Origin of the sequence: Paenarthrobacter sp. NPDC089322, assembly GCF_040684895.1 — a bacterium.
In the GTDB taxonomy this organism is placed as follows: domain Bacteria; phylum Actinomycetota; class Actinomycetes; order Actinomycetales; family Micrococcaceae; genus Arthrobacter.
Genome location: NZ_JBFBGW010000021.1, coordinates 15,058 through 34,366, shown reverse-complemented (window position 1 = coordinate 34,366; position 19,309 = coordinate 15,058). Strand labels below are relative to the sequence as shown.

At 62.8% G+C, this 19,309-nt stretch carries 17 protein-coding genes and 1 tRNA gene; 6 read left to right on the top strand and 12 right to left on the bottom strand.

The genetic code is table 11. From position 1 onward, the window contains the following. Nucleotides 1–112: 112 nt before the first annotated feature. From AB0N65_RS17580 to AB0N65_RS17560, 5 genes are read right to left on the bottom strand one after another with little or no spacing between them, the layout of a single operon-like run. A complete protein-coding gene (locus AB0N65_RS17580) occupies nucleotides 113–1,066 on the bottom strand; it encodes a LysR substrate-binding domain-containing protein (RefSeq protein ID WP_364164486.1) in 954 nt (317 codons plus the stop codon). A 29-nt stretch (nucleotides 1,067–1,095) separates the two neighbouring features. Beyond that, nucleotides 1,096–2,691, bottom strand: coding sequence for an ATP-dependent acyl-CoA ligase (locus tag AB0N65_RS17575; protein WP_364164484.1), 1,596 nt, complete (start codon nucleotides 2,689–2,691; stop codon nucleotides 1,096–1,098). Further along, on the bottom strand, nucleotides 2,688–3,011 hold the full coding sequence (locus tag AB0N65_RS17570; protein ID WP_364164482.1) for a zinc ribbon domain-containing protein: 324 nt from the start codon (nucleotides 3,009–3,011) through the stop codon (nucleotides 2,688–2,690). Before AB0N65_RS17570 ends, AB0N65_RS17575 begins: the two co-directional genes overlap by 4 nt. After that, entirely contained in the window at nucleotides 3,008–4,147 is a 1,140-nt protein-coding gene (locus tag AB0N65_RS17565) for a thiolase family protein (RefSeq protein ID WP_364164479.1), read from the bottom strand. Before AB0N65_RS17565 ends, AB0N65_RS17570 begins: the two co-directional genes overlap by 4 nt. A gap of 46 nt (nucleotides 4,148–4,193) precedes the next feature. Beyond that, on the bottom strand, nucleotides 4,194–5,528 hold the full coding sequence (locus AB0N65_RS17560) for an MFS transporter (RefSeq protein ID WP_364164476.1): 1,335 nt from the start codon (nucleotides 5,526–5,528) through the stop codon (nucleotides 4,194–4,196). Between the two features lie 295 nt (nucleotides 5,529–5,823). On the opposite strand from AB0N65_RS17560, the gene AB0N65_RS17555 reads away from it, so the two are divergent. The 5 genes from AB0N65_RS17555 to AB0N65_RS17535 all read left to right on the top strand — a co-directional run bounded on the left by AB0N65_RS17555 (nucleotide 5,824) and on the right by AB0N65_RS17535 (nucleotide 12,547). Continuing rightward, nucleotides 5,824–6,633 (top strand): cyclase family protein, encoded by an 810-nt coding sequence (locus tag AB0N65_RS17555; RefSeq protein ID WP_364164474.1) that lies wholly within the window; start codon nucleotides 5,824–5,826, stop codon nucleotides 6,631–6,633. Nucleotides 6,634–6,727: 94 nt separating this feature from the next. Next, the gene (locus AB0N65_RS17550; RefSeq protein ID WP_364164471.1) at nucleotides 6,728–7,327 is read left to right on the top strand and encodes a TetR/AcrR family transcriptional regulator; all 600 of its coding nucleotides are present in this window, start codon (nucleotides 6,728–6,730) and stop codon (nucleotides 7,325–7,327) included. A 355-nt stretch (nucleotides 7,328–7,682) separates the two neighbouring features. Continuing rightward, nucleotides 7,683–9,179 (top strand): aldehyde dehydrogenase family protein, encoded by a 1,497-nt coding sequence (locus AB0N65_RS17545; RefSeq protein ID WP_364164468.1) that lies wholly within the window; start codon nucleotides 7,683–7,685, stop codon nucleotides 9,177–9,179. Further along, the gene (locus AB0N65_RS17540) at nucleotides 9,180–10,838 is read left to right on the top strand and encodes a GMC oxidoreductase (RefSeq protein ID WP_364164466.1); all 1,659 of its coding nucleotides are present in this window, start codon (nucleotides 9,180–9,182) and stop codon (nucleotides 10,836–10,838) included. It begins immediately after the preceding gene. A 146-nt stretch (nucleotides 10,839–10,984) separates the two neighbouring features. Next, on the top strand, nucleotides 10,985–12,547 hold the full coding sequence (locus AB0N65_RS17535) for an APC family permease (RefSeq protein WP_364164602.1): 1,563 nt from the start codon (nucleotides 10,985–10,987) through the stop codon (nucleotides 12,545–12,547). Between the two features lie 157 nt (nucleotides 12,548–12,704). On the opposite strand, the gene AB0N65_RS17530 is transcribed toward AB0N65_RS17535, so the two are convergent. The 7 genes from AB0N65_RS17530 to AB0N65_RS17500 form a co-directional block, all read right to left on the bottom strand. Next, the gene (locus AB0N65_RS17530; RefSeq protein WP_364164463.1) at nucleotides 12,705–13,544 is read right to left on the bottom strand and encodes an aldo/keto reductase; all 840 of its coding nucleotides are present in this window, start codon (nucleotides 13,542–13,544) and stop codon (nucleotides 12,705–12,707) included. A 132-nt stretch (nucleotides 13,545–13,676) separates the two neighbouring features. Next, on the bottom strand, nucleotides 13,677–14,117 hold the full coding sequence (locus AB0N65_RS17525) for a hypothetical protein (protein WP_364164461.1): 441 nt from the start codon (nucleotides 14,115–14,117) through the stop codon (nucleotides 13,677–13,679). An 8-nt stretch (nucleotides 14,118–14,125) separates the two neighbouring features. Then, nucleotides 14,126–14,779, bottom strand: coding sequence for a bacterial proteasome activator family protein (locus tag AB0N65_RS17520; protein WP_364164458.1), 654 nt, complete (start codon nucleotides 14,777–14,779; stop codon nucleotides 14,126–14,128). A 79-nt stretch (nucleotides 14,780–14,858) separates the two neighbouring features. Then, nucleotides 14,859–15,050, bottom strand: a complete 192-nt coding sequence (locus AB0N65_RS17515) for a YbdD/YjiX family protein (protein ID WP_364164455.1) — start codon at nucleotides 15,048–15,050, stop codon at nucleotides 14,859–14,861. After that, on the bottom strand, nucleotides 15,050–17,311 hold the full coding sequence (locus tag AB0N65_RS17510; protein WP_364164453.1) for a carbon starvation CstA family protein: 2,262 nt from the start codon (nucleotides 17,309–17,311) through the stop codon (nucleotides 15,050–15,052). The genes AB0N65_RS17515 and AB0N65_RS17510 overlap by 1 nt, the downstream gene beginning before the upstream one ends. A gap of 152 nt (nucleotides 17,312–17,463) precedes the next feature. After that, nucleotides 17,464–18,000, bottom strand: a complete 537-nt coding sequence (locus AB0N65_RS17505) for a PadR family transcriptional regulator (protein ID WP_364164450.1) — start codon at nucleotides 17,998–18,000, stop codon at nucleotides 17,464–17,466. Between the two features lie 49 nt (nucleotides 18,001–18,049). Next, nucleotides 18,050–19,033, bottom strand: a complete 984-nt coding sequence (locus tag AB0N65_RS17500; RefSeq protein WP_364164447.1) for an NAD(P)H-quinone oxidoreductase — start codon at nucleotides 19,031–19,033, stop codon at nucleotides 18,050–18,052. Between the two features lie 102 nt (nucleotides 19,034–19,135). Between AB0N65_RS17500 and AB0N65_RS17495 the strand changes: the two genes are divergently transcribed. Further along, nucleotides 19,136–19,226: transfer RNA gene (locus AB0N65_RS17495), tRNA-Ser, on the top strand. The last annotated feature ends 83 nt before the right edge of the window (nucleotides 19,227–19,309 follow it).

Sequence of the window (19,309 nt, the reverse complement as noted above, 5' to 3'; positions counted from 1 at the left end):
TGTGTCTCCTTCGAAGAGGCTGGGAAAGCGTACTGGTCGGCGTGCCGTCCAGGGTTCCGCTTACCCCCAATAGTATTGACTAGTTTTTACGATCGTCAATGGATCGGAATATTCAGGTTTCGGACGTGGTCCGTTGGAGTTCCCGGCCTATCTCAGCTCCTACGTCCTGGAGCGTGCTGGCCAACAGTTGAGCGCTCAGTGCGATGGGTCGGTCCGCGTGGAACATGAGGCCAACCTGTTGAGCCAGCCCGTCCAGGTGGAGCTTCACCACCTTCAGGCCCGGCTCAGCAACAGCCATCGACTCCGGCATGAGAGCGAGGAAACCGGACTCCGCCACGAGCGTGCGAACAGTGGCGGGCGTCGACGATTCAACGCGCCGCGCCGGTGAACCAAGCCTGGCGTTCCGGAAGTTCTCCTCAAGCTCATCGCGAAGAGGAGTGTTAGCCAGCGGCACAACCCATGGATACTCCACCAAATCCTTTAGCGTCGCGTTGGGAAGCCGGTGCGCGGGATGGGAAGGTGCTGCAACGATCCGGAAATCCTCCCGATACAGGGGGACCAGCCGCAAGCGGGACGTACTTGGGTGGTCAGTCACGCGACCCACCAGCAAGTCCAAATCCCCGTTGCCTAACTCCTGGATCAGCGTCTCGGGCGGCGCCTCCCGGAGCCGGACCTCCACTCGTGGCCGTTCAGCAGTGAACCTGGCAATGGACCGGGGAATCAGCAGGTTCGCACCCGTAACGTGTGCACCCAAGCGGACCAGTCCCACATTGGGATCGGTGAGTTCATCCACCCTGCGCTGCAGCGTGCCTAGATGGCCGACGATCGCTCTGGCATGTTCAAGATAGGCAAGCCCGGCAGGCGTGGGAACCATCCGCCTGCCGGTCCGCTCGAAGAGCGCACAGCCCACTGCCTTCTCGGCTTCTCCCAGGGCCCGGCTCAGGGCAGGCTGCGTCAAATACAGTTCCTCCGCGGCACGGACCAGGCTGCCTTGTTCCTCAATTGCAAGGACAATCACAAGGTGGCGCAACTTCAGGTGCGTCGTCAGCAGCCCCCGCAGATCCATCCCCTCATCCTACGTGCGGGCGCGGAAACTCAACGGGCTCCAACTGCGGCCGCAGTGCGGGGCAACGCTGCCTCGCGGTCCCACTCCGCTGCTTCCCTGCCTGCTGATTTGAGGACATGTTTGCGGACCTTGCCGTTCTCCGTTTGCGGAAACTCGTCCAGCACCCGGAAAAACCGCGGGATGGCAAAGGACGCCAGACGTGGAACGCAGAACTCCGTCAGTTCGGCAAAATCAACGGGTTCACGGAGCTTCAGGGCAGCCATGACCTCGTCCTCGCCCAGCTCGGAGTCCACAGCGTAGACCGCAACATCCTGGATCGCAGGGTGTTGGCGGAGCACGTGCTCCACCTCCATGGAGGAAATGTTCTCCCCGCGGCGGCGGATCACATCCTTGATGCGGTCGACAAACCGTATCCATCCGTCATCCTCGACCACTACCCTGTCCCCGCTGTGGAACCACAGGTCCTGCCATGCTTTAGCCGTGGCTTCCGGCATCCCGTGATAGCCGGTAGCCACCGCGTGCGGCTGCTCGCTCCGGATCAAAAGTTCGCCGGCAACACCATCCGGAACCGGAACCCCGTCCGCATCAACCACGCGAACCGAAAAGCCCGGGCGGACCTTACCCATATAACCGGCCCGCCATTCATCGGTGGTGGAACCGATCACCGAATTTGTTTCGGTGGATCCATACCCGTCCAGCAACTGCACTCCAAATCGGGTTCGGAAAGCCTCCACGAGCCGTGCCGGCGTGGCCGGCGACAACGCCAAACGGATCCTGTGAGCCCGTTCGTTAGGCAAAGAATCCTTGCTCATGAGTATCCCGACCATGGCCCCCAGCAGGTATGTCACCGTCGCACCGGCAGAGGCTGCGTCCGCCCAGAAACGGGAAGCAGAAAACCGCGGTCCAAGGACGTACTCTCCCCCGCACTCAATGGCCTGCATAAAGGCATTGAGGGCATTGGTGTGGAAAAGCGGAAGGCACGTGTACAGAACGTCGTCGGGTCCGAGGCCCAACTGGTCGGACATGTTGGCGGCCCACCAATAGAACTGGCCCTGGGGGCAAAGCACGCCCTTGGAGACCCCCGTGGTTCCCGAGGTATACAAAATGGCTGCGGTAGCTGATGGGGCTGCATCCACAGGTTCCACAGCAACTCCGTATGCGGGAAGAGGGAGGAGATCCAAGGAATCCAAGGATTCCTGCTCCGCACCATCGATCACCCAAGCAGTCTTGAGCGTCGCAGGGGCCACAGCGTCCAGGTGGGACACATACTCCGCTTCCGCCACAACGAGTTGCGCCTGCGAGTTCTCCAGCACATGCCGCAACTGCTCGCCGCGGCTTGCCGTGTTAATGGGAACTGCGACAGCACCGATCCAGGCGCAACCAAGGATCACGTCCATCAGCTCAGTCCTGTTGGAGGACATCAGCGCTACTGTCTGGCCGCGTTCGATGCCCGCGTTACGCAGCATGCCGCCCGCTTTGGCGACAGCCTGCACCATCGCCTGGCCGTCGCGGCTGACGTCGCCGCAGCGGAAGAGAGGGGCTGCCGGTGCGTTCCGGGCGCGTTCCAGGAGCATCTCCGGGATGGTCAACGGTCGCTGTCGGCGCTGGGCACGTGTGGGGTTCATTGGGAGTCCTCATTCATCTCAAGGTAGGTAGGTATGTACGCATGGATGCCTGGACCGGCATCCCGGAAGTTGGTCAGGGGCACTGTGCGTCCGGGCTCCGGCTCCACATCGGTTCCAGTGAGCCGGGCAACCACCTGGGCGCCGCCGTCGAGGGTCAGCGTGGCAAGGATGGTGCCGTCGGCAAGCGTGGTGGTCGCCGAAACCGTTCCAACGTCCACAGCGGCGGACAGGAAGCTATCGCCGCCGCACGCCGGGCAGAAGAGCCGCGCAGGGAAAAGTTTGGCCTGGCACAAGGAGCATTGCTGGATGGCCGCGCTCATTCTCCACGCTCCAGCACTGCCATCGTGGCGCACGCACCGTAGCGATACAGCACCATTCCGTATCCACTGACCACAGCGTGTTGGGCGTGGACTTGCCGCAATCCCGCCGTGCCTCTCAGCTGCCTGGCGGCCTCAACGAGCCCATGCATACCGCCGGAAGCACCAGCCTGTCCGGCTGAGAGTTGGCCCCCGGACGTGTTGACCGGCAACTCCCGGGTTGCGATGCGGCGCTTAATGAAAATTGAAGGGTCTTCCTCGGCCGGCAGCACACCAAGATCGGCCAACTGCGCCACCACCATGGACGGGTAGTCGTCATAGACGCAGGCAAGACCAACGTCTTCCGGGCCGATGCCGGACTCGTTCCATGCTGGACCCGCAATACTCCGCAGACCTGTTGCCAGCCCGTCACCAGCCTGCTGATCGGCATTGTACGAGGCCCGCACAGAGAGCACGTTTGCTCGCGGCGTCCCGTCGCCCGGATCGGCTGTGAGCACCACAGCATCCGCGCCGGTCACGGGCGGTACGCAATCAAAGCGTCCCAACGGGGTGGCAACGACCGGGGCGCCCAGGTACTCGTCCATGGTGAGGGCATTCCTGTACACGGCGTCCGGATTGAGTCCCGCCCACTCCCGTTGGGCGATGGCGATGTGGCCATAGTCCTCCCGCGTGAGCCCAAGGGTTTCCATTTGTTTGGTGGTCAGCATGGCGAACAACGCGTTGGGCCCGTTCATCGGCAAGGGGGAAAGATGGTCCCGGGTTGCGCTGTTGTAGTTCGCTACCAGCTCCGCGAATGCCTGCCCTTCCATCAGATCGCCGGTCGCAAGAACGATGACTTTGGCGTCTCCGGCCTCGATCGCCCGCACCGCATGCTGGAGCATCCCGCCGGCGCTTGCACCACCGTTCGTATCCTGCATCAACCAGGTGAGCTTGAGACCCATACGCCAGGCGAGATCGATGGCGTGGTCCGGACCGAGCGTGAAGCTTGAGACCGCAAAACCGTCGACGTCGGCCGGCGTCAGTCCCGCTTCCGTCAGGGCGTTCCGGACTGCGCGGGAGATAACGCCGGAAGTCGTTGTTCCTGCTCGGGGATGTCGGGTGTAGGCGGACTGTCCTGTCCCGATGATGGAGACCGTCACGTCGGTCCTTTCACTAGTGCTAAGCGGAGCGGAAGGTGGGGTGCCTCTAGGAGACGCGTTCCGGCGTCGTACGTTCGCTGTGATCGCGACTGCCGTGGACCTGCTTCCGCCCGGAGGCGAGCACGGCGATGAGCGTTATCAGCACCATGCCAATGACGTAGATGGAGACCGGGGCCGAGGAATTGAAGTTCAGCAGCAGCGCTGTGGCGATCAAGGGTGCAAAACCGCCTGCGAAGACGGCGGCGACTTCGTGCGCGATCGCCATGCCTGAATACCGGACCTCGGCGGAGAACATTTCATGGAAGAACGCCGGCTGAGTCCCGATCATTGCGCCGTGGCAGATGCCGTTGGCGATAAGGAACCCGAGGATCACGATCGCAGGGGTGTTGGCGTCGATCATGGCGAAGAACGGGAAGGCCATCAGGCCCATCCCGACGGCTCCAAGCGCATAGACAAGGCGACGGCCGATGAGATCGGAGAGGTAGCCGAAGAAGATGTAAGTTCCGAACGACGCCAGCATGGACACCGCCACAGCCAGGAGCAACAGTCCTTTGTCCACGCCCACGTGGACGCCGTAGACGATGGAGAAGGACAGGAAGATGTACGAACCGCCGTTTTCAGCCACACGCAGGCCCATGGCGATGAGGATTTCGCGCGGATGGGCGCGCAAAGCTTCAATAGCGGCCAGACGATGCTGGGGCTTGCTTTCGCGAACTTCGGTGAACTCCTTTGACTCAGGCAGCTTGAACCGGATGTAGGCCCCGACTCCGAGAAGGAGGATGCTGACAAGGAACGGTACGCGCCAGCCCCACGCCAGGAAATCAGGCTCGGGCATCAGCTGCACCAGGAAGAATGCCAGGGAGGACAATACAAAGCCCAGCGAAATGCCGCCCTGGCTGAACGCCGAGAGCATGCCCCGCCGCGAACTGTTGGAGTTCTCGCTGATCAACAAGACACCGCCACCCCACTCCCCACCGGCGGCGATTCCCTGCAATACGCGCAGAATAATGAGAAGCGCAGGGGCCAAGAGCCCCACCTGGGCGTAGGTGGGCAGCAGGCCCATGAGCGCCGTGCTGATGCCCATGATTGACAAGGTCAAGACCAACGAACGCTTGCGGCCCAGCCTGTCACCTATATGGCCAAAAATCAGTCCACCCAGCGGACGCGCCGCGAAACCCACGGCGAAGCCGGCAAAAGCAGCCATGGTGCCTACCAGGGGATCCGTATCGGCTGGAAAGAACAACCGGCCAAAGACCACTGCCGATGCCGTGGCATAGAGAAAGAAGTCATACCACTCGAGGGCGTTGCCAACCAAGGATGCAACAACAAATCGATGGACCCGGGGGCGTAGTCCCTGTGAAGGGAGTTGATGGTGCGACATTTGCTGCTCCTTGGTAGCTGAGACTCTGGCTTGGGACCCCATCCGGGACCCGCGACGATCGGAAAAGCGACGATGCATTTCACGGCTGGGAGTCGCGGAATGTGATGAGGGTAACGTCTGGTTCTTTCAGTCTCCCTCCCCTGCAGGGCAGCGTCGAATGCCTAACCCGCCAAGGTCTATGCAGAATCCGGTATGCCTTGGCCATCCCATTCCCCAGCCGGATGGGCGGTGCTAGCGTCGCCACCATCGCCTTTGAACGAGCCTCGACGAGGCCACATGACAACCAGGAGCTCCCATGGAATCCAGCATTGTGAACGACGCAGCCCCAGCAGCCCTGAACCGGCTTCTCACTGGGCTTGGCTCCCGCAGCATCAGCGTGCTTGACCTCACCTCCCCGCTGTCGGCCGCAACTCCAACGCTCGAATTACCGACGCCCTTCGCCAACCTCATCGATTTCTCGCTTGAGGAAGTGTCGGCCTACAACGAGCCTGGACCCTTTTGGAAGCACCACAACATCCACACGGGCGAGCACATCGGCACTCACCTGGACGCTCCGGTCCACTGGGTCACCGGGCGTGAGGGGAAGGACGTGTCCCGCATTGCGCCTGACAGGTTAGTGGGCCCCGCGCTGGTGCTGGATGTCTCGGGCGAGGTCGAAGCCGACAGTGACTTCCTGCTCGACATTCACCACATCCGCGCCTGGGAAGCGGAATACGGACCACTTCCCAGAGGCGGCTGGCTTCTCATCCGAACCGGCTGGGAGAGCCGCTCCGACAGCAGGGAGCGGTTCCTCAACAACGACGAACAGGGGATGCCACACTCACCCGGGCTTACTGCTGAATGTGCCCGCTGGATCGCCGGGGAGTCCGGATTGTCCGGTATCGGCGTAGAGACCGTGGGCATTGACGCGGGTATGGCAGCAGGGCAACATCCCCCGTTTCCGGCCCACCACTTCCTGCTGGGAAACGACAAATATGGGATCACGTCGCTGCGCAATCTGGGCGAATTGCCGCCGGTAGGGGCAGCCATTATCGTGGCGCCGCTGCCCATCGTCGGCGGGACGGGCAGCCCGGCACGTGTGTTCGCCTTGGTTGACGCCAGCTAAAGCGAGCAAAAAAGCGCCGCGAAGCCCTGCAACCCACCGCCACCCCCAACGTCCCAAATCGCCCTCACGGCGACGAAGGCAATAGTGTTGCCATATGGGGACAAACGCCTTGAATTCCGGTGAGCAGCTAGACAAGCAGTCCCGCATTCTCGACGCTGCGATGGAGCTGCTCTCCAAGCACGGCATCGCCGGTGTCAGCATGCGTGCGGTGGCCCGGGAAGCCGGCGTCGCCTTGGGCTTGGTTAACTACTACTTCGACGACAAGACCAGCCTGATCCGGGCCGCCCTCCGCCGCGTCGATGAGGACGACCTCCTGCTCGTTGCAACAAGCCCGGGCTCAGACCCGGACGAGCATCTTCGCCAGGCCCTCCACCGCGTCGCCGGCCCGGATCTACTGACCACCCGGTACATGTCGCTGCGTCTGCACCTGTGGGCCCTCGCGCAAGCTGACGAAGGGTATGCGGAAATCAACGCGGCCGCTTTCGACCGCTACCTCGACGGCGTGGCCACCCTGATCAACAACGCAAAACCTGAGCTTTCCTGGGAAGAATGCCGGGACCGCGCAGCCGATATCGTCGTTATCCAGAACGGCATGTGGCTGACCTCCCTTCTTGGAATAGACAAGGCCGCGATCCAACGAGGCATTGCCCGCACTGAGGAAATCGCCTTCGCCCCTGCGCGCGAAACCAAGTAGCGCAACCATGCGCCGCTGCACGCGGCAGCTCGCGCCCCGAGGCAGCGTCACAAATGCGCGTATTGATATATCTCGCCTCAAAACCCTTGAACGATCGTTCAAAGTGCTCTAGTGTCTTTCTATGACCTACGACACACTCAGTCCGGGCACCTAGCAAAACAAGCCACGTTTTAGCAGGCGCACCCAAAGCACAGCGCCCCACGAACGGCCGCAACCCCGCAACCAGGCGCACCCGCACCACGGCCTGCGAACGCACCACACACCCAAGCAGCCAACGCCGGTATCAGGCGTAGCTCGGCCGTGCCCTGAAACCCCCGCCCAGGCAGAAGACCGGGCCCACTACCTAGGGAGATCCATGCCAAAAACAGCATCCACCCTCTTCATCAACGGCTCATGGGAGCCGGCCGCTTCCGGCGCCGTGAGCGAAATCCGCAATCCCGCCGACGGCGAGTTCGTCGCCACGGTGTCCGAGGCCGGCCGCGAGGACACCGAGCGCGCCATCGCGGCGGCTCGGGCGGCCTTCGATTCCGGGGTTTGGCCCGGGACACCCGCACCGGAGCGCGGCACTTTCCTGTTAAAGGTCGCCGCGGGATTGCGGGAACATCGGGAAAAGTTCGCCCGCGCCGAATCTTTGGACACAGGCAAGCGGATCATCGAAAGCCGCATCGACATCGATGACATCGCCGCGTGCTTCGAGTACTTCGGCAGGCTGGCAGGTCAGGACGCTGGCCGCGTGGTGGACGCCGGGAACCCCGATGTCGTCAGCAGGATCTCCTACGAACCGCTGGGCGTCTGCGGCCTCATCACGCCATGGAACTACCCCCTCCTGCAGGCCGCGTGGAAGATCGCTCCGGCTTTGGCGGCAGGCTGCACCTTTGTCCTCAAGCCTTCCGAACTGACCCCGTCCACCAGCATCCTGATCATGCAGCTCATGCAGGACCTTGGGCTGCCGGCCGGCGTCGCGAATCTCGTCACCGGGCCCGGCGCCAAGGCGGGTGCACCGCTTTCGGAACATCCCGCCGTCGACCTTGTCTCCTTCACCGGCGGACTGGATACGGGTAAGCGCATCGCCGCGGCAGCCTCCGCCACCGTCAAGAAGATAGCCCTGGAACTGGGCGGCAAGAACCCCAACGTTGTCTTCGCCGACGCTGACTTCGAAGCCGCCGTCGATAATGCGCTCAACGGCGCTTTCCTCCACTCCGGCCAGGTCTGCTCTGCAGGCGCCCGGCTGGTGGTGGAGGAATCCATCGCCGAGCGATTCGTGGACGAGCTGGTTCGTCGTGCCGAGGCCATCCGCCTTGGCGGCCCGTTCGACGAGGACGCCGAAACCGGGCCGCTGATCTCCGCCGAGCACCGGGACAAGGTCCATGCCTACGTCCAGCGCGGCGTCGAGGAAGGTGCACGGCTGCGGACCGGCGGCGCGCCGGCTGAAGGCACAAAGTACGACGCCGGGTTCTACTACCAGCCGACCGTCCTGGACCGCGTCACCCGGGGAATGTCCGTGGTCACCGACGAAGCGTTCGGCCCGGTAGTGACGGTGGAAACGTTCCGTACCGAAGACGAAGCCGTGGCCATCGCCAACGACACCATCTACGGCCTGGCCGGTGCCGTCTGGACGCAGGACGCCGGCAAGGCGCAGCGCGTGGCAAAACGCCTGCGCCACGGCACCATCTGGATCAACGACTACCACCCTTACCTCCCGCAGGCGGAGTGGGGAGGATTCGGCCAGTCCGGAGTCGGCCGGGAACTCGGCCCCACGGGCCTGGCGGAGTACCAGGAAGCCAAGCACATCTACCAGAACACCAGCCCGCAGGTCACTGGCTGGTTCGCCGACCACAGTAAGGAGAACTAGATGCACTTCGACAACATCGAGAACCTCGACGAGCGCGCGTTCGACTATGTCGTCATCGGCGGCGGGTCTGCCGGCGCCGCTGTGGCCGCGAGGCTGAGCGAGGATCCGGACGTCACGGTGGCCCTCGTGGAGGCGGGGCCGGATGACCGCAACCTGCCCGAGATCCTGCAGCTGGATCGCTGGATGGAACTGTTGGAATCCGGCTACGACTGGGACTACCCGATCGAGCCGCAGGAAAACGGCAATTCATTCATGCGTCACGCACGCGCCAAGGTCATGGGCGGCTGTTCCAGCCATAACTCCTGCATCGCTTTCTGGGCACCCCGCGAAGACCTGGACGAATGGGAATCCAAGTACGGTGCCACCGGATGGAACGCGGATGCCGCCTGGCCGTTGTATAAGCGGCTGGAAACCAACGAGGACGCGGGGCCGGACGCGCCTCACCACGGCGACTCAGGCCCTGTGCACCTGATGAACGTGCCCCCGGCTGATCCCGCCGGCGTCGCGCTCCTGGATGCCTGCGAGCAGTCGGGCATCCCCCGCGCCAAGTTCAACACGGGCGCCACTGTCGTGAACGGAGCAAACTTCTTTCAGATCAACCGCCGTGCAGACGGTACCCGGTCCTCCAGTTCGGTGTCGTACATCCACCCGATCATCGACCGCGAAAACTTCACCCTGCTGACCGGGCTACGGGCCCGCCAACTGGTGTTCGACGCGGACAAGCGCTGCACCGGCGTCGACGTCGTCGACTCGGCGTTCGGCCGCACCCACCGGCTCGCTGCGCGCCACGAGGTCATCCTCTCGACGGGTGCGATCGACTCCCCCAAGCTCCTCATGCTCTCCGGCATCGGCCCGGCCGCCCACCTCGCGGAGCACGGCATCGAGGCGTTGGTGGATTCCCCCGGCGTGGGCGAGAACCTGCAGGACCACCCAGAAGGCCTGGTCCAGTTCGAGGCCAAGCAGCCCATGGTCCAGACTTCTACCCAGTGGTGGGAAATCGGCATTTTCACGCCCACGGAAGACGGCCTGGACCGTCCCGACCTGATGATGCACTACGGTTCGGTCCCTTTCGACATGAACACCTTGCGGCACGGCTACCCGACGACGGAGAACGGCTTCAGCCTCACTCCGAACGTCACGCACGCCCGCTCGCGCGGCACCGTACGGCTTCGCAGCCGCGACTTCCGCGACAAGCCCATGGTGGACCCGCGCTACTTCACGGACCCCGAGGGCCACGACATGCGCGTCATGGTTGCGGGCATCCGCAAGGCACGGGAAATCGCCGCGCAGCCTGCCATGGCTGAGTGGACGGGGCGGGAGCTCTCTCCGGGCATTGAAGCGCAGACGGATGAGGAACTGCAGGAGTACATCCGCAAGACCCACAACACGGTATACCACCCGGTGGGAACCGTTCGGATGGGAGCGTACGACGACGACATGTCGCCTTTGGATCCCGGCTTGCGGGTCAAGGGGGTCACCGGGTTGCGGGTCGCCGATGCGTCCGTCATGCCCGAGCACGTGACGGTCAACCCGAACATCACCGTCATGATGATCGGTGAACGCTGTGCCGACCTGATCCGGGCTGACCGGCTGGAAGCGAGCGGTGCCGTCGTCGCCGTAGCGAGCGAAGAGGAGGATTTCACGCCGTCGTACGCCTGAGGGGCGGCCCTTCGGGGCCCCTCCCGTTGGGGGAAAGTCACCACAGCAAATTTTGATTCCGCCGCGCCCCAGGGCGGCCGATCCTATCTTGCTTTTCTGATAAGGAGTCCACAGTGGAACCCAGCAAGAGTAATGATTCAAGCGGCATGGACGAATTTGGCTACACGCAAACCCTTGACCGCAGCATTGGCAAGTTCGCCAGTTTCGCTGCCGGCGTCAGCTATATCTCCATCCTTACCGGTGTTTTTCAACTGTTCTATTTCGGTTTTTCCATGGCCGGCCCGGCGTACGCCTGGTCCTGGCCGATAGTCTTCGTGGGCCAGCTGATGGTGGCCCTGTGCTTCGCCGAGCTTGCGGGCCGCTACCCGGTTGCAGGCTCGGTTTACAACTGGGCCAAACGGCTCGCGTCGGGAACGTCGTCGTGGCTGGCGGGCTGGCTGTTGCTGCTGTCCTCCATCATGGCGTTGGGGTCTGTAGCACTGGCGCTGCAGATCACCCTCCCGCAGCTATGGTCCGGCTTCCAGTTGGTGGGCGACGGGAGTGGTCCCTTTGATTTCGCCATGAACGGCGTGGTTCTGGCGACGATCATGATCACCATCTCCACACTCATCAACGCGTTCGGCGTGAAGCTCATGACGCGGATCAACAGCATCGGCGTCTTCGTCGAGCTGATTGCGGCGGTGCTGCTGATCCTCGCACTGGGCTGGCACGTGGTGCGCGGACCGGAGGTCTTTTTCGACACCGCCGGCTTCGGTGAAGGCAACGACCTCGGCTTCTTTGGTGTCTTCCTGATCGGCGCCATGGCGTCGGGCTACGTCATGTACGGCTTCGATACTGCCAGCTCCCTTGGCGAGGAAACCAAGGACCCCAAGAGGACAGCTCCGAAGGCCATCCTCCGGGCCGTCACTGCGTCCTTCCTGCTGGGCGGGCTGATGCTGCTGTTCGGCATCCTGGCCGCACCGGACCTCAATGACCCCAAGGTGGGACAAGCTGACGGCGGGCTCCAGTACATCGTGCTCAGCGTCCTCGGCGGGCCGTTCGGCAAGGCATTCCTGGCCTGCATCGTGGTCGCCGTGGTGGTCTGCACCCTTGCGGTGCACGCTGCCGCCATCCGCATGATGTTCGCCATGGCCAGGGACAACAACCTGCCCTTCAGCCGCCAGCTCAGCAAGGTGGATCCCGTACGCCGGACCCCCACGGTGGCAGCGATTGTCATTGGTGTGCTGGCCGTCATCCCGCTGCTCATCAACGTGATGCAGCCGGCCATCTTCACTATCCTCTCCAGCATCAGCATCGTACTGATCTACCTGTCCTACCTTCTGGTGACAGTGCCGTTGCTCCGGAAGAGGTTCCAGAAGAAGTGGCCGCTCGTCACCTCAGACGGCTCCGAACCCGGCTTCTCCATGGGCAAGTGGGGACTGCCCGTCAACATCCTTGCCGTGCTGTGGGGTGGCGCCATGACCATCAACCTCATCTGGCCCCGGCAGGAAATCTACAACTCCGTGCCACCCTTCGAGTGGTACCTGCAGTGGGGCGGAGTGATCTTCGTAACTGCCGTTACCGTAGGCGGAGCGTTGTTGTACCGGCTGAAGATCCGGCACCAAACGGGCGTCCTCGCCGAGCACGCCGCGGCGGTTGCGGCACATCCATCCTCCGGATCGGAGCCTGGACCTGTCCCCCAAAACCCGCCACCCGCCGTCGTGCCCTAACGAAAGCCGCACGTTAACCGAAAGCTGTGCCCTAACGAAAGCCGCACGTTAACTGAAAGCGCCCCCACCCAACTGAGTCGCATTTGTGCACGTTTTGAGCGATCAAAACGCGCACTACTGCTACCCAGTTGGGTGCGGGGCGCTTTTTGCGTGTGGCTTAGGCGAAATCGGAAACCGCCGGGTCCGGGCCGATGCGGCCTTCGGCCCCGCGGTCCAGGCCGTTGATTGCCTCGACATCGGCGTCATCCAGCTTCACGGACAGGGCCGCGAAGTTCTCCTGGATGCGGGACTCCGTGACGGACTTGGGGATGACAACGTTGCCGATCGCAAGGTGCCAGGCGATGACAACCTGTGCCGGCGTGGCGTCGTGCTTGGCTGCGATCCCGGCGATCGTAGCGTTCTCCAGCAGCTCACCGCCTTGGCCAAGCGGAGACCAAGCCTGCGTGAGGATGCCCTTGGAGGCGTTGAACTCGCGCAGTTCGGACTGGTTGAAGAACGGGTGCAGTTCAATCTGGTTGATGGCCGGGACAACGCCGGACTCGTCGATGATGCGCTGCAGGCCCTCGGTGGTGAAGTTGGAAACACCGATGGACTTGACCCGACCGCGCTTTTTCAGCTCAATGAGGGCCTTCCAGGTATCTACGTACTTGTCCTGCTTGGGCTGCTGCCAGTGAATCAGGTACAGGTCCAGGGTCTCCAGCCCGAGTCGGTCCAGGGACTTCTCGAAAGCCTCCAGCGTGGACTCGTAGCCCTGGTCGGCGTTCCACAACTTGGTGGTGATGAAGATTTCCTCGGCGGAAAGTCCCGAGGAGGCAATGGCGCGTCCGACGCCGGCCTCGTTGCCGTAAATCTTGGCGGTATCGATGTGGCGGAAGCCGGCCTCGAACGCCTGGCGGACCACCTTTTCGGCTACATCGTCTTCAACCTGCCATACCCCGTAGCCGAGCTGGGGAATGGTGTTGCCGTCGTTGAAAGTAAGCGTTGGTGAGGAAGTCATGGCTGCAATCCTGCCAGCATGAAGTTGCTCAAAGCACCAAATGTTACGGAAGTCAGCTATCCGCTTAATTCATTGCGCAATAGGAATAGACGCGCACGCTGGTAGTTGCGCACGCGGCACAAAGTCATCACTTCAGCCAGCGAGATGCCTCTCAGCATCGGCAACCTGCTCAAACACGGATTCAGCCCGCCTGCGCACCGACAGGGCACCCACAGGAACGGGACCTACGGCCAGCCGGAGCATGGCGGCCGCTTCAGCCGTGGTGGCAAGGGAGTTTCCTGCCTTGGACAAAGCCCGGTGGACTCCGGCCAGGGAACCCGGGACATCCAGCCCGTCACTCGGCGCGCGCTTCTGGGCCTCCACGCACACGGCCCGCACCCGAGGAGACAACTCAGCCAGTTCATTGGCGATCTCGACGAGCTCGTTGTACAGCTGCTCGTCATCGACGCCCTCAAGAACCTGATGGTACCGGTCCAGGCCGCGGTGAAAGCGATCGTGGGCGCGCCGCCAAAGACCCTTGCCGAGTTCAAGATCGTCCTTCCGCCCTTGCCGGACGGCCCCAAAGAAACCCACAGATCAGCTCAGAGGTACTGGCCCGGGCCGTGGTCCGGATCTTCAGGACGGCCTTGCGGAGCTGCGCCCGGAGCACCCGGAGCCGCGGCACGCTGGGGTTGACCGTTTTCCCCGATGACGATTCCCGGGGCGATGACCGTTCCTGGCGGGAGCTGCCGGAGCTGCATCTGCGCAGCGGCATGGTCCCGCGCTGCCTGCTGGGCAGCGATCGCAGCCTGGATGCCATGGAAGAGTCCTTCAAGCCAACCGACAAGCTGGGCCTGGGCGATCCTCAATTCGGCGTCCGAAGGTGCCTTTTCCTCCGGAAACGGCAGGCTGATGCGTTCAAGTTCCTCGATGAGCTCGGGAGCGAGCCCGTCTTCGAGTTCCTTGATGGAGCGTTCATGAATTTCGGCAAGGCGGCCACGGGCCGCATCATCCAACGGCGCGCTCTTCACCTCTTCAAGGAGCTGACGGATCATGGTGCCGATGCGCATCACCTTGGCCGGCTCGTCAACGAGTTCCTGGAGGTTTGTGCCCTTCGGCTTTGCATCCTTGGATGGCACCTCCTGGCCTGGCTGTTGCCCGTCGGGCGCCGGTGTGCCCTCGTCCAGGGTGGTCCCTTCCACCGGAGTGTCGTCCGAAGCCTCATCCGTGGGCTGAATGTTGTTCAGATCGCTCATGCGTTCATACTCTCATGGGGTTCGTGCCAGCCCGTGGCCAAGACCGGATTATGGACTTCGTTCGTAGCGAAACTCCCTCTCAGCAGCATCTGCCTTGCGGATTCGTGTCCTGCCGGTCCATCCGGTCCCGCCAAAACTGACGTTCAGTCATGGCGGGTCCGGGATGGCCTGTGGATTCGAAGTGCTCCAGGTACTTTTGGTAGGCGTCCGCTCCCATCAAGGAGCGCATATATGCCGCGAAGCCCTTCAAACCCGTAGTGACGGTATTCATCAGTGATGCCCGGCCTTTTGGGCGTGCTTCTCCGGCGGCAAGGCGTTCCACTTGGCAAGCAACTCCTTCTCGGCGGCAGTGGGAACCAGGCCTGCGGGGGCGTAAACCCTGGACGCGACAGGAGCGTCTTCGTGATCCTGCCCGCCGCCAGCCCGGAATGCCCTGATGGTGGCAATCACAGCGGTAACAATCACGATGATGCTCAAGGTCACGAAGATGACTGAAAGCACGCCCTGGATCATGGTGTTCCGTACGACTGCTTCCATGGCGGCCACTGTCTTGGCCGTGCCGAACTCCGTCTTGCCCTCAGCCAACGCCTTGGAAAAAGCCTGGTTGTTCGCGAAGTAACCCACTGCCGGGACGGGTGAGAAAATTTTGTGGAAGCTGGCCGTGATGGTGACGACAGCCGCGAATGCAAGCGGAACCGCCACAATCCAGAGCCACTTGAACACTCCACGCTTGGCGGCGATTGCAAGGCAGACGGCCAGCGCGATCGCAGCCAACAACTGGTTGGCGATGCCGAACAAGGGGAAGAGCGTGTTGATGCCGCCCAGCGGATCAGTCACGCCCATCAACAGGACCGCACCCCAGGCACCCACCATGATTGCGGTGCACAGCCAGGCACCGGGACGCCATGAAGCCTCCTTGAACTTCGGAACAAAGTTTCCGATGGAGTCCTGCAACATGAAGCGGGCCACACGCGTACCGGCGTCCACTGCCGTGAGGATGAAGAGTGCCTCGAACATGATGGCAAAGTGGTACCAGAAGGCCATCATTCCCGGCCCACCAATGAACTGCTGCATGATATGCGCGAGCCCGACGGCCAGCGTCGGAGCGCCGCCGGAACGCGAAATGATGCTCTCCTCGCCAACATCGCGCGCGGTTTGGGCCAACGCGTCCGGTGTGATGTTGACGTTGGCCAGGCCAAGGCTGTTCACCCATTGCGCGGCGGATTCCACGGTGCCTCCGGTCAGGGCCAGCGGCGCGTTCATCGCAAAATAGATGCCACGATCAATCGAGATGGCGGCTACGAGGGCCATGATGGCCACGAAGGATTCCATCAGCATGCCGCCGTAGCCGATGAAGCGGGTCTGGCGTTCCTTTTCTATCAGCTTGGGCGTGGTGCCGGAGGAGATCAGGGCGTGGAAGCCGGACAAGGCACCGCAGGCGATGGTGACAAACAGGAAGGGGAACAAGGCACCGGAGAAGACGGGCCCGTTCTCCCGGCCGGCAAACTCACTGAAGGCAGGGACGTCGATCTCGGGCCGGACCACGATGATGGCCACGGCCAACATCACGATCACGCCGATCTTCATGAAGGTGGAGAGGTAGTCTCGCGGAGCAAGGAGCAGCCAGACCGGAAGGATGGCGGCGATGAAGCCATAGACGATGATGCCCCAGGCGATAGTGACCTTGTCCAGGTGGAAGAACGCCGCACCCCATTCCGTGCCCGCAACAGCCCCACCACCGATGATCGCGGCCATCAGCAGCACGAAGCCGATGATGGACACTTCCATGACCTTGCCGGGACGGATGAAGCGAAGATACACACCCATGAACAGCGCGATCGGGATGGTCATGCCTACAGAGAAGACGCCCCAGGGGCTCTCACCCAAAGCATTGACCACCACAAGCGCGAGGATGGCCACGATGATGATCATGATGAGCAGCGTGGCGATCAAAGCCGCCGTACCGCCGATGACGCCCAATTCCTCGCGTGCCATCTGGCCGAGGGAGCGCCCACCGCGGCGCATGGAGAAGAACATCACCAGATAGTCCTGGACGGCCCCGGCAAGAACGACGCCGATGATGATCCAGATGGTGCCCGGCAGGTAACCCATCTGGGCAGCAATGACCGGCCCAACCAGCGGACCGGCACCTGCGATGGCCGCGAAGTGGTGGCCGAAGAGGACGTTGCGGTCCGTCCTGACGTAGTCCTTGCCGTCGGCTTTGTACTCGGCCGGAGTTGCGCGCCGGTCATCCGGCTTCAGGAGGTAGCGCTCAATGACTTTGGAATAGAAACGGTAACCGATCAGGTACGTACACACCGCTGCGAATACAAACCAGATGGCGTTGACGGTCTCACCGCGCACCAAGGCGAGCATGAACCACGCCACCGCGCCGAGCAGCGAAATCGCCACCCACAGTCCGATCTTGGCCGGGGTCCATTTACGTTCTTCAGCTTCCCGAACCGAATCGTCCACCGCCGGCGCGGGCAGCGTCGGATCCAGTCCTTCCGCGAGTTCAGCCTTGCTATCCATATCTCCTCCTTGAGAGCCGCCGGGCTGCCGACCGTGGGCAGGCAGACTTAAGGCCGCAGGCTAGCAATCACAGGAAGCGCAGGCATGACCCAACACACTGAAAGACGGGGTCTGCGCGCCGAGCGGCGGTGCGGGTGCGGCGAGCGGTAGGTTCAGCCGGCTTTGCCTTGGGCCTGGACCATGCGTGCTTCACAAAGATCCAGCCAACGGACTTCAGCTTCAGCCTGGAAAATCAGGGAGTCCAAGACCAACAGCCATGCAGTGTCCGCAGGTTTTTGGTTTGCCGAGACTGCCTTCCGGGTCTGGGTGTGTTCCTGCAAGGCCCGGATCGAGACCTCCCGCTGGGATTGGATTACAGCAGAGGCATCCACGCCCGGCAGGGTCACCGCGAGCGCCAGTTTGATGGCGATCTCGTTCCGCGGCGGGTTGCCGCGCTCCACCGCTCCCTCAAACCAGGCCGCGACTTCCTCGACCCCGGCGTCAGTGATGCTGTAGACGACGTGGCCGCCGCCGTCGTCGCCGTCCTTGCTGACCAGGCCGTCGCGCTCAAGCCGGTCCAGCGTGGTGTAAACCTGGCCGATGTTCAGCGGCCACGCCGCGCCCGTGCGGTCCTCGAACTCAACACGCAGCTCATAGCCATACCGGGGCTGGTCATGGAGCAGGGCCAGCAGGCTGTGCCGGATGGACATGAAGCTCCTTGCTGCGGGTAGGGACGGGTTGAATTGCGCAGTAACCGGCTCAGAGGAGCAAGAGGACCTTCCCCACGTGCTCTCCCGAATCAAAATACTCGTGGGCCTCGCGGACCCGGTCCAGCGGGAACGTCTTGGCCACCAGGGGTTTGATGCGGCCGTCGGCAAGCATGGGCCACACGGACTCGCGAACTGTTGACATGATGATGCCCTTTTCCGCAACGGGCCGTGGCCGGAGCGCCGTCCCGATGACGGCGGCACGCTTGTTGAGGAGCTGGCCCAGGTTGATTTGCGCTTTGGTGCCGCCCTGCAGGCCGATCACGATGAGCCTTCCATAGTCAGCGAGCGCCTCAATGTTTTGTTCGAGGTACTTGGCACCGACGACGTCGAGGATCACGTCCGCGCCTTTGCCACCGTTTTGCGCCTTGAGGCTCTCGGGAAAATCCTCTTCCGCGTAGTTGATGGCGATGTCGGCACCGAGGAAGGCCTTTGCGGTACCGACTTTCTCGTCCGTACCGGCCGTCGTGGCGACTTTTGCCCCGTAGGCTTTGGCCAGTTGGATCGCCATGGTGCCAATGCCGCCCGTGGCGCCGTGGATCAGCACGGTCTCGCCGGGCTGGAGCTGCGCTGTCATGATGAGGTTCGAGTAGACAGTTGCCGCAACTTCCGGCAGCGCCGCTGCGGTGACCAGGTCCACGCCTTCAGGCAGCCGGAGGACCTGTTCGGCCGGCACGGCAACCTGCTGTGCGTAGCCCCCTCCCGATAGCAGGGCAACTACTTTGTCGCCTACCGAGAACGCTTTGGTGACGCCGGGGCCAAAGGCTGCAATGCGCCCGGACACTTCAAGGCCCGGAATTTCGGAAGCGCCCGCAGGCGGCGGGTAGAAGCCGCGGCGCTGCTGGACGTCCGCCCGGTTCAGGCCGGCGGCCACGACGTCGATCAGCACCTCGCCGTCGCCGGGCACCGGAGCCGGTACCTCCCTGACGTCGAGGACTTCGGGTCCGCCTGGTTCTGAGATGTAGACGGCTTTCATGACGAACTCCCGGTTTCTTGCCTGTCATCCAAAGCCCGGGGCAGGGCCTGGAGGACCTGATGTTTTGGTACAGCCAACTCCCTATGAAACACTACTAGGCAGGGAAGGTTGTCCGAGCGGCCTAAGGAGCTGGTCTTGAAAACCAGTGTGCGGTAACCCCGTACCAAGGGTTCAAATCCCTTACCTTCCGCCAAGAGATGCCCCGGGTCCACCAACCCGGGGCATTTTTGTGCCTGCGGGACGAGTTGCTTATGGCTCAGGCGTGGATCTGAGAAC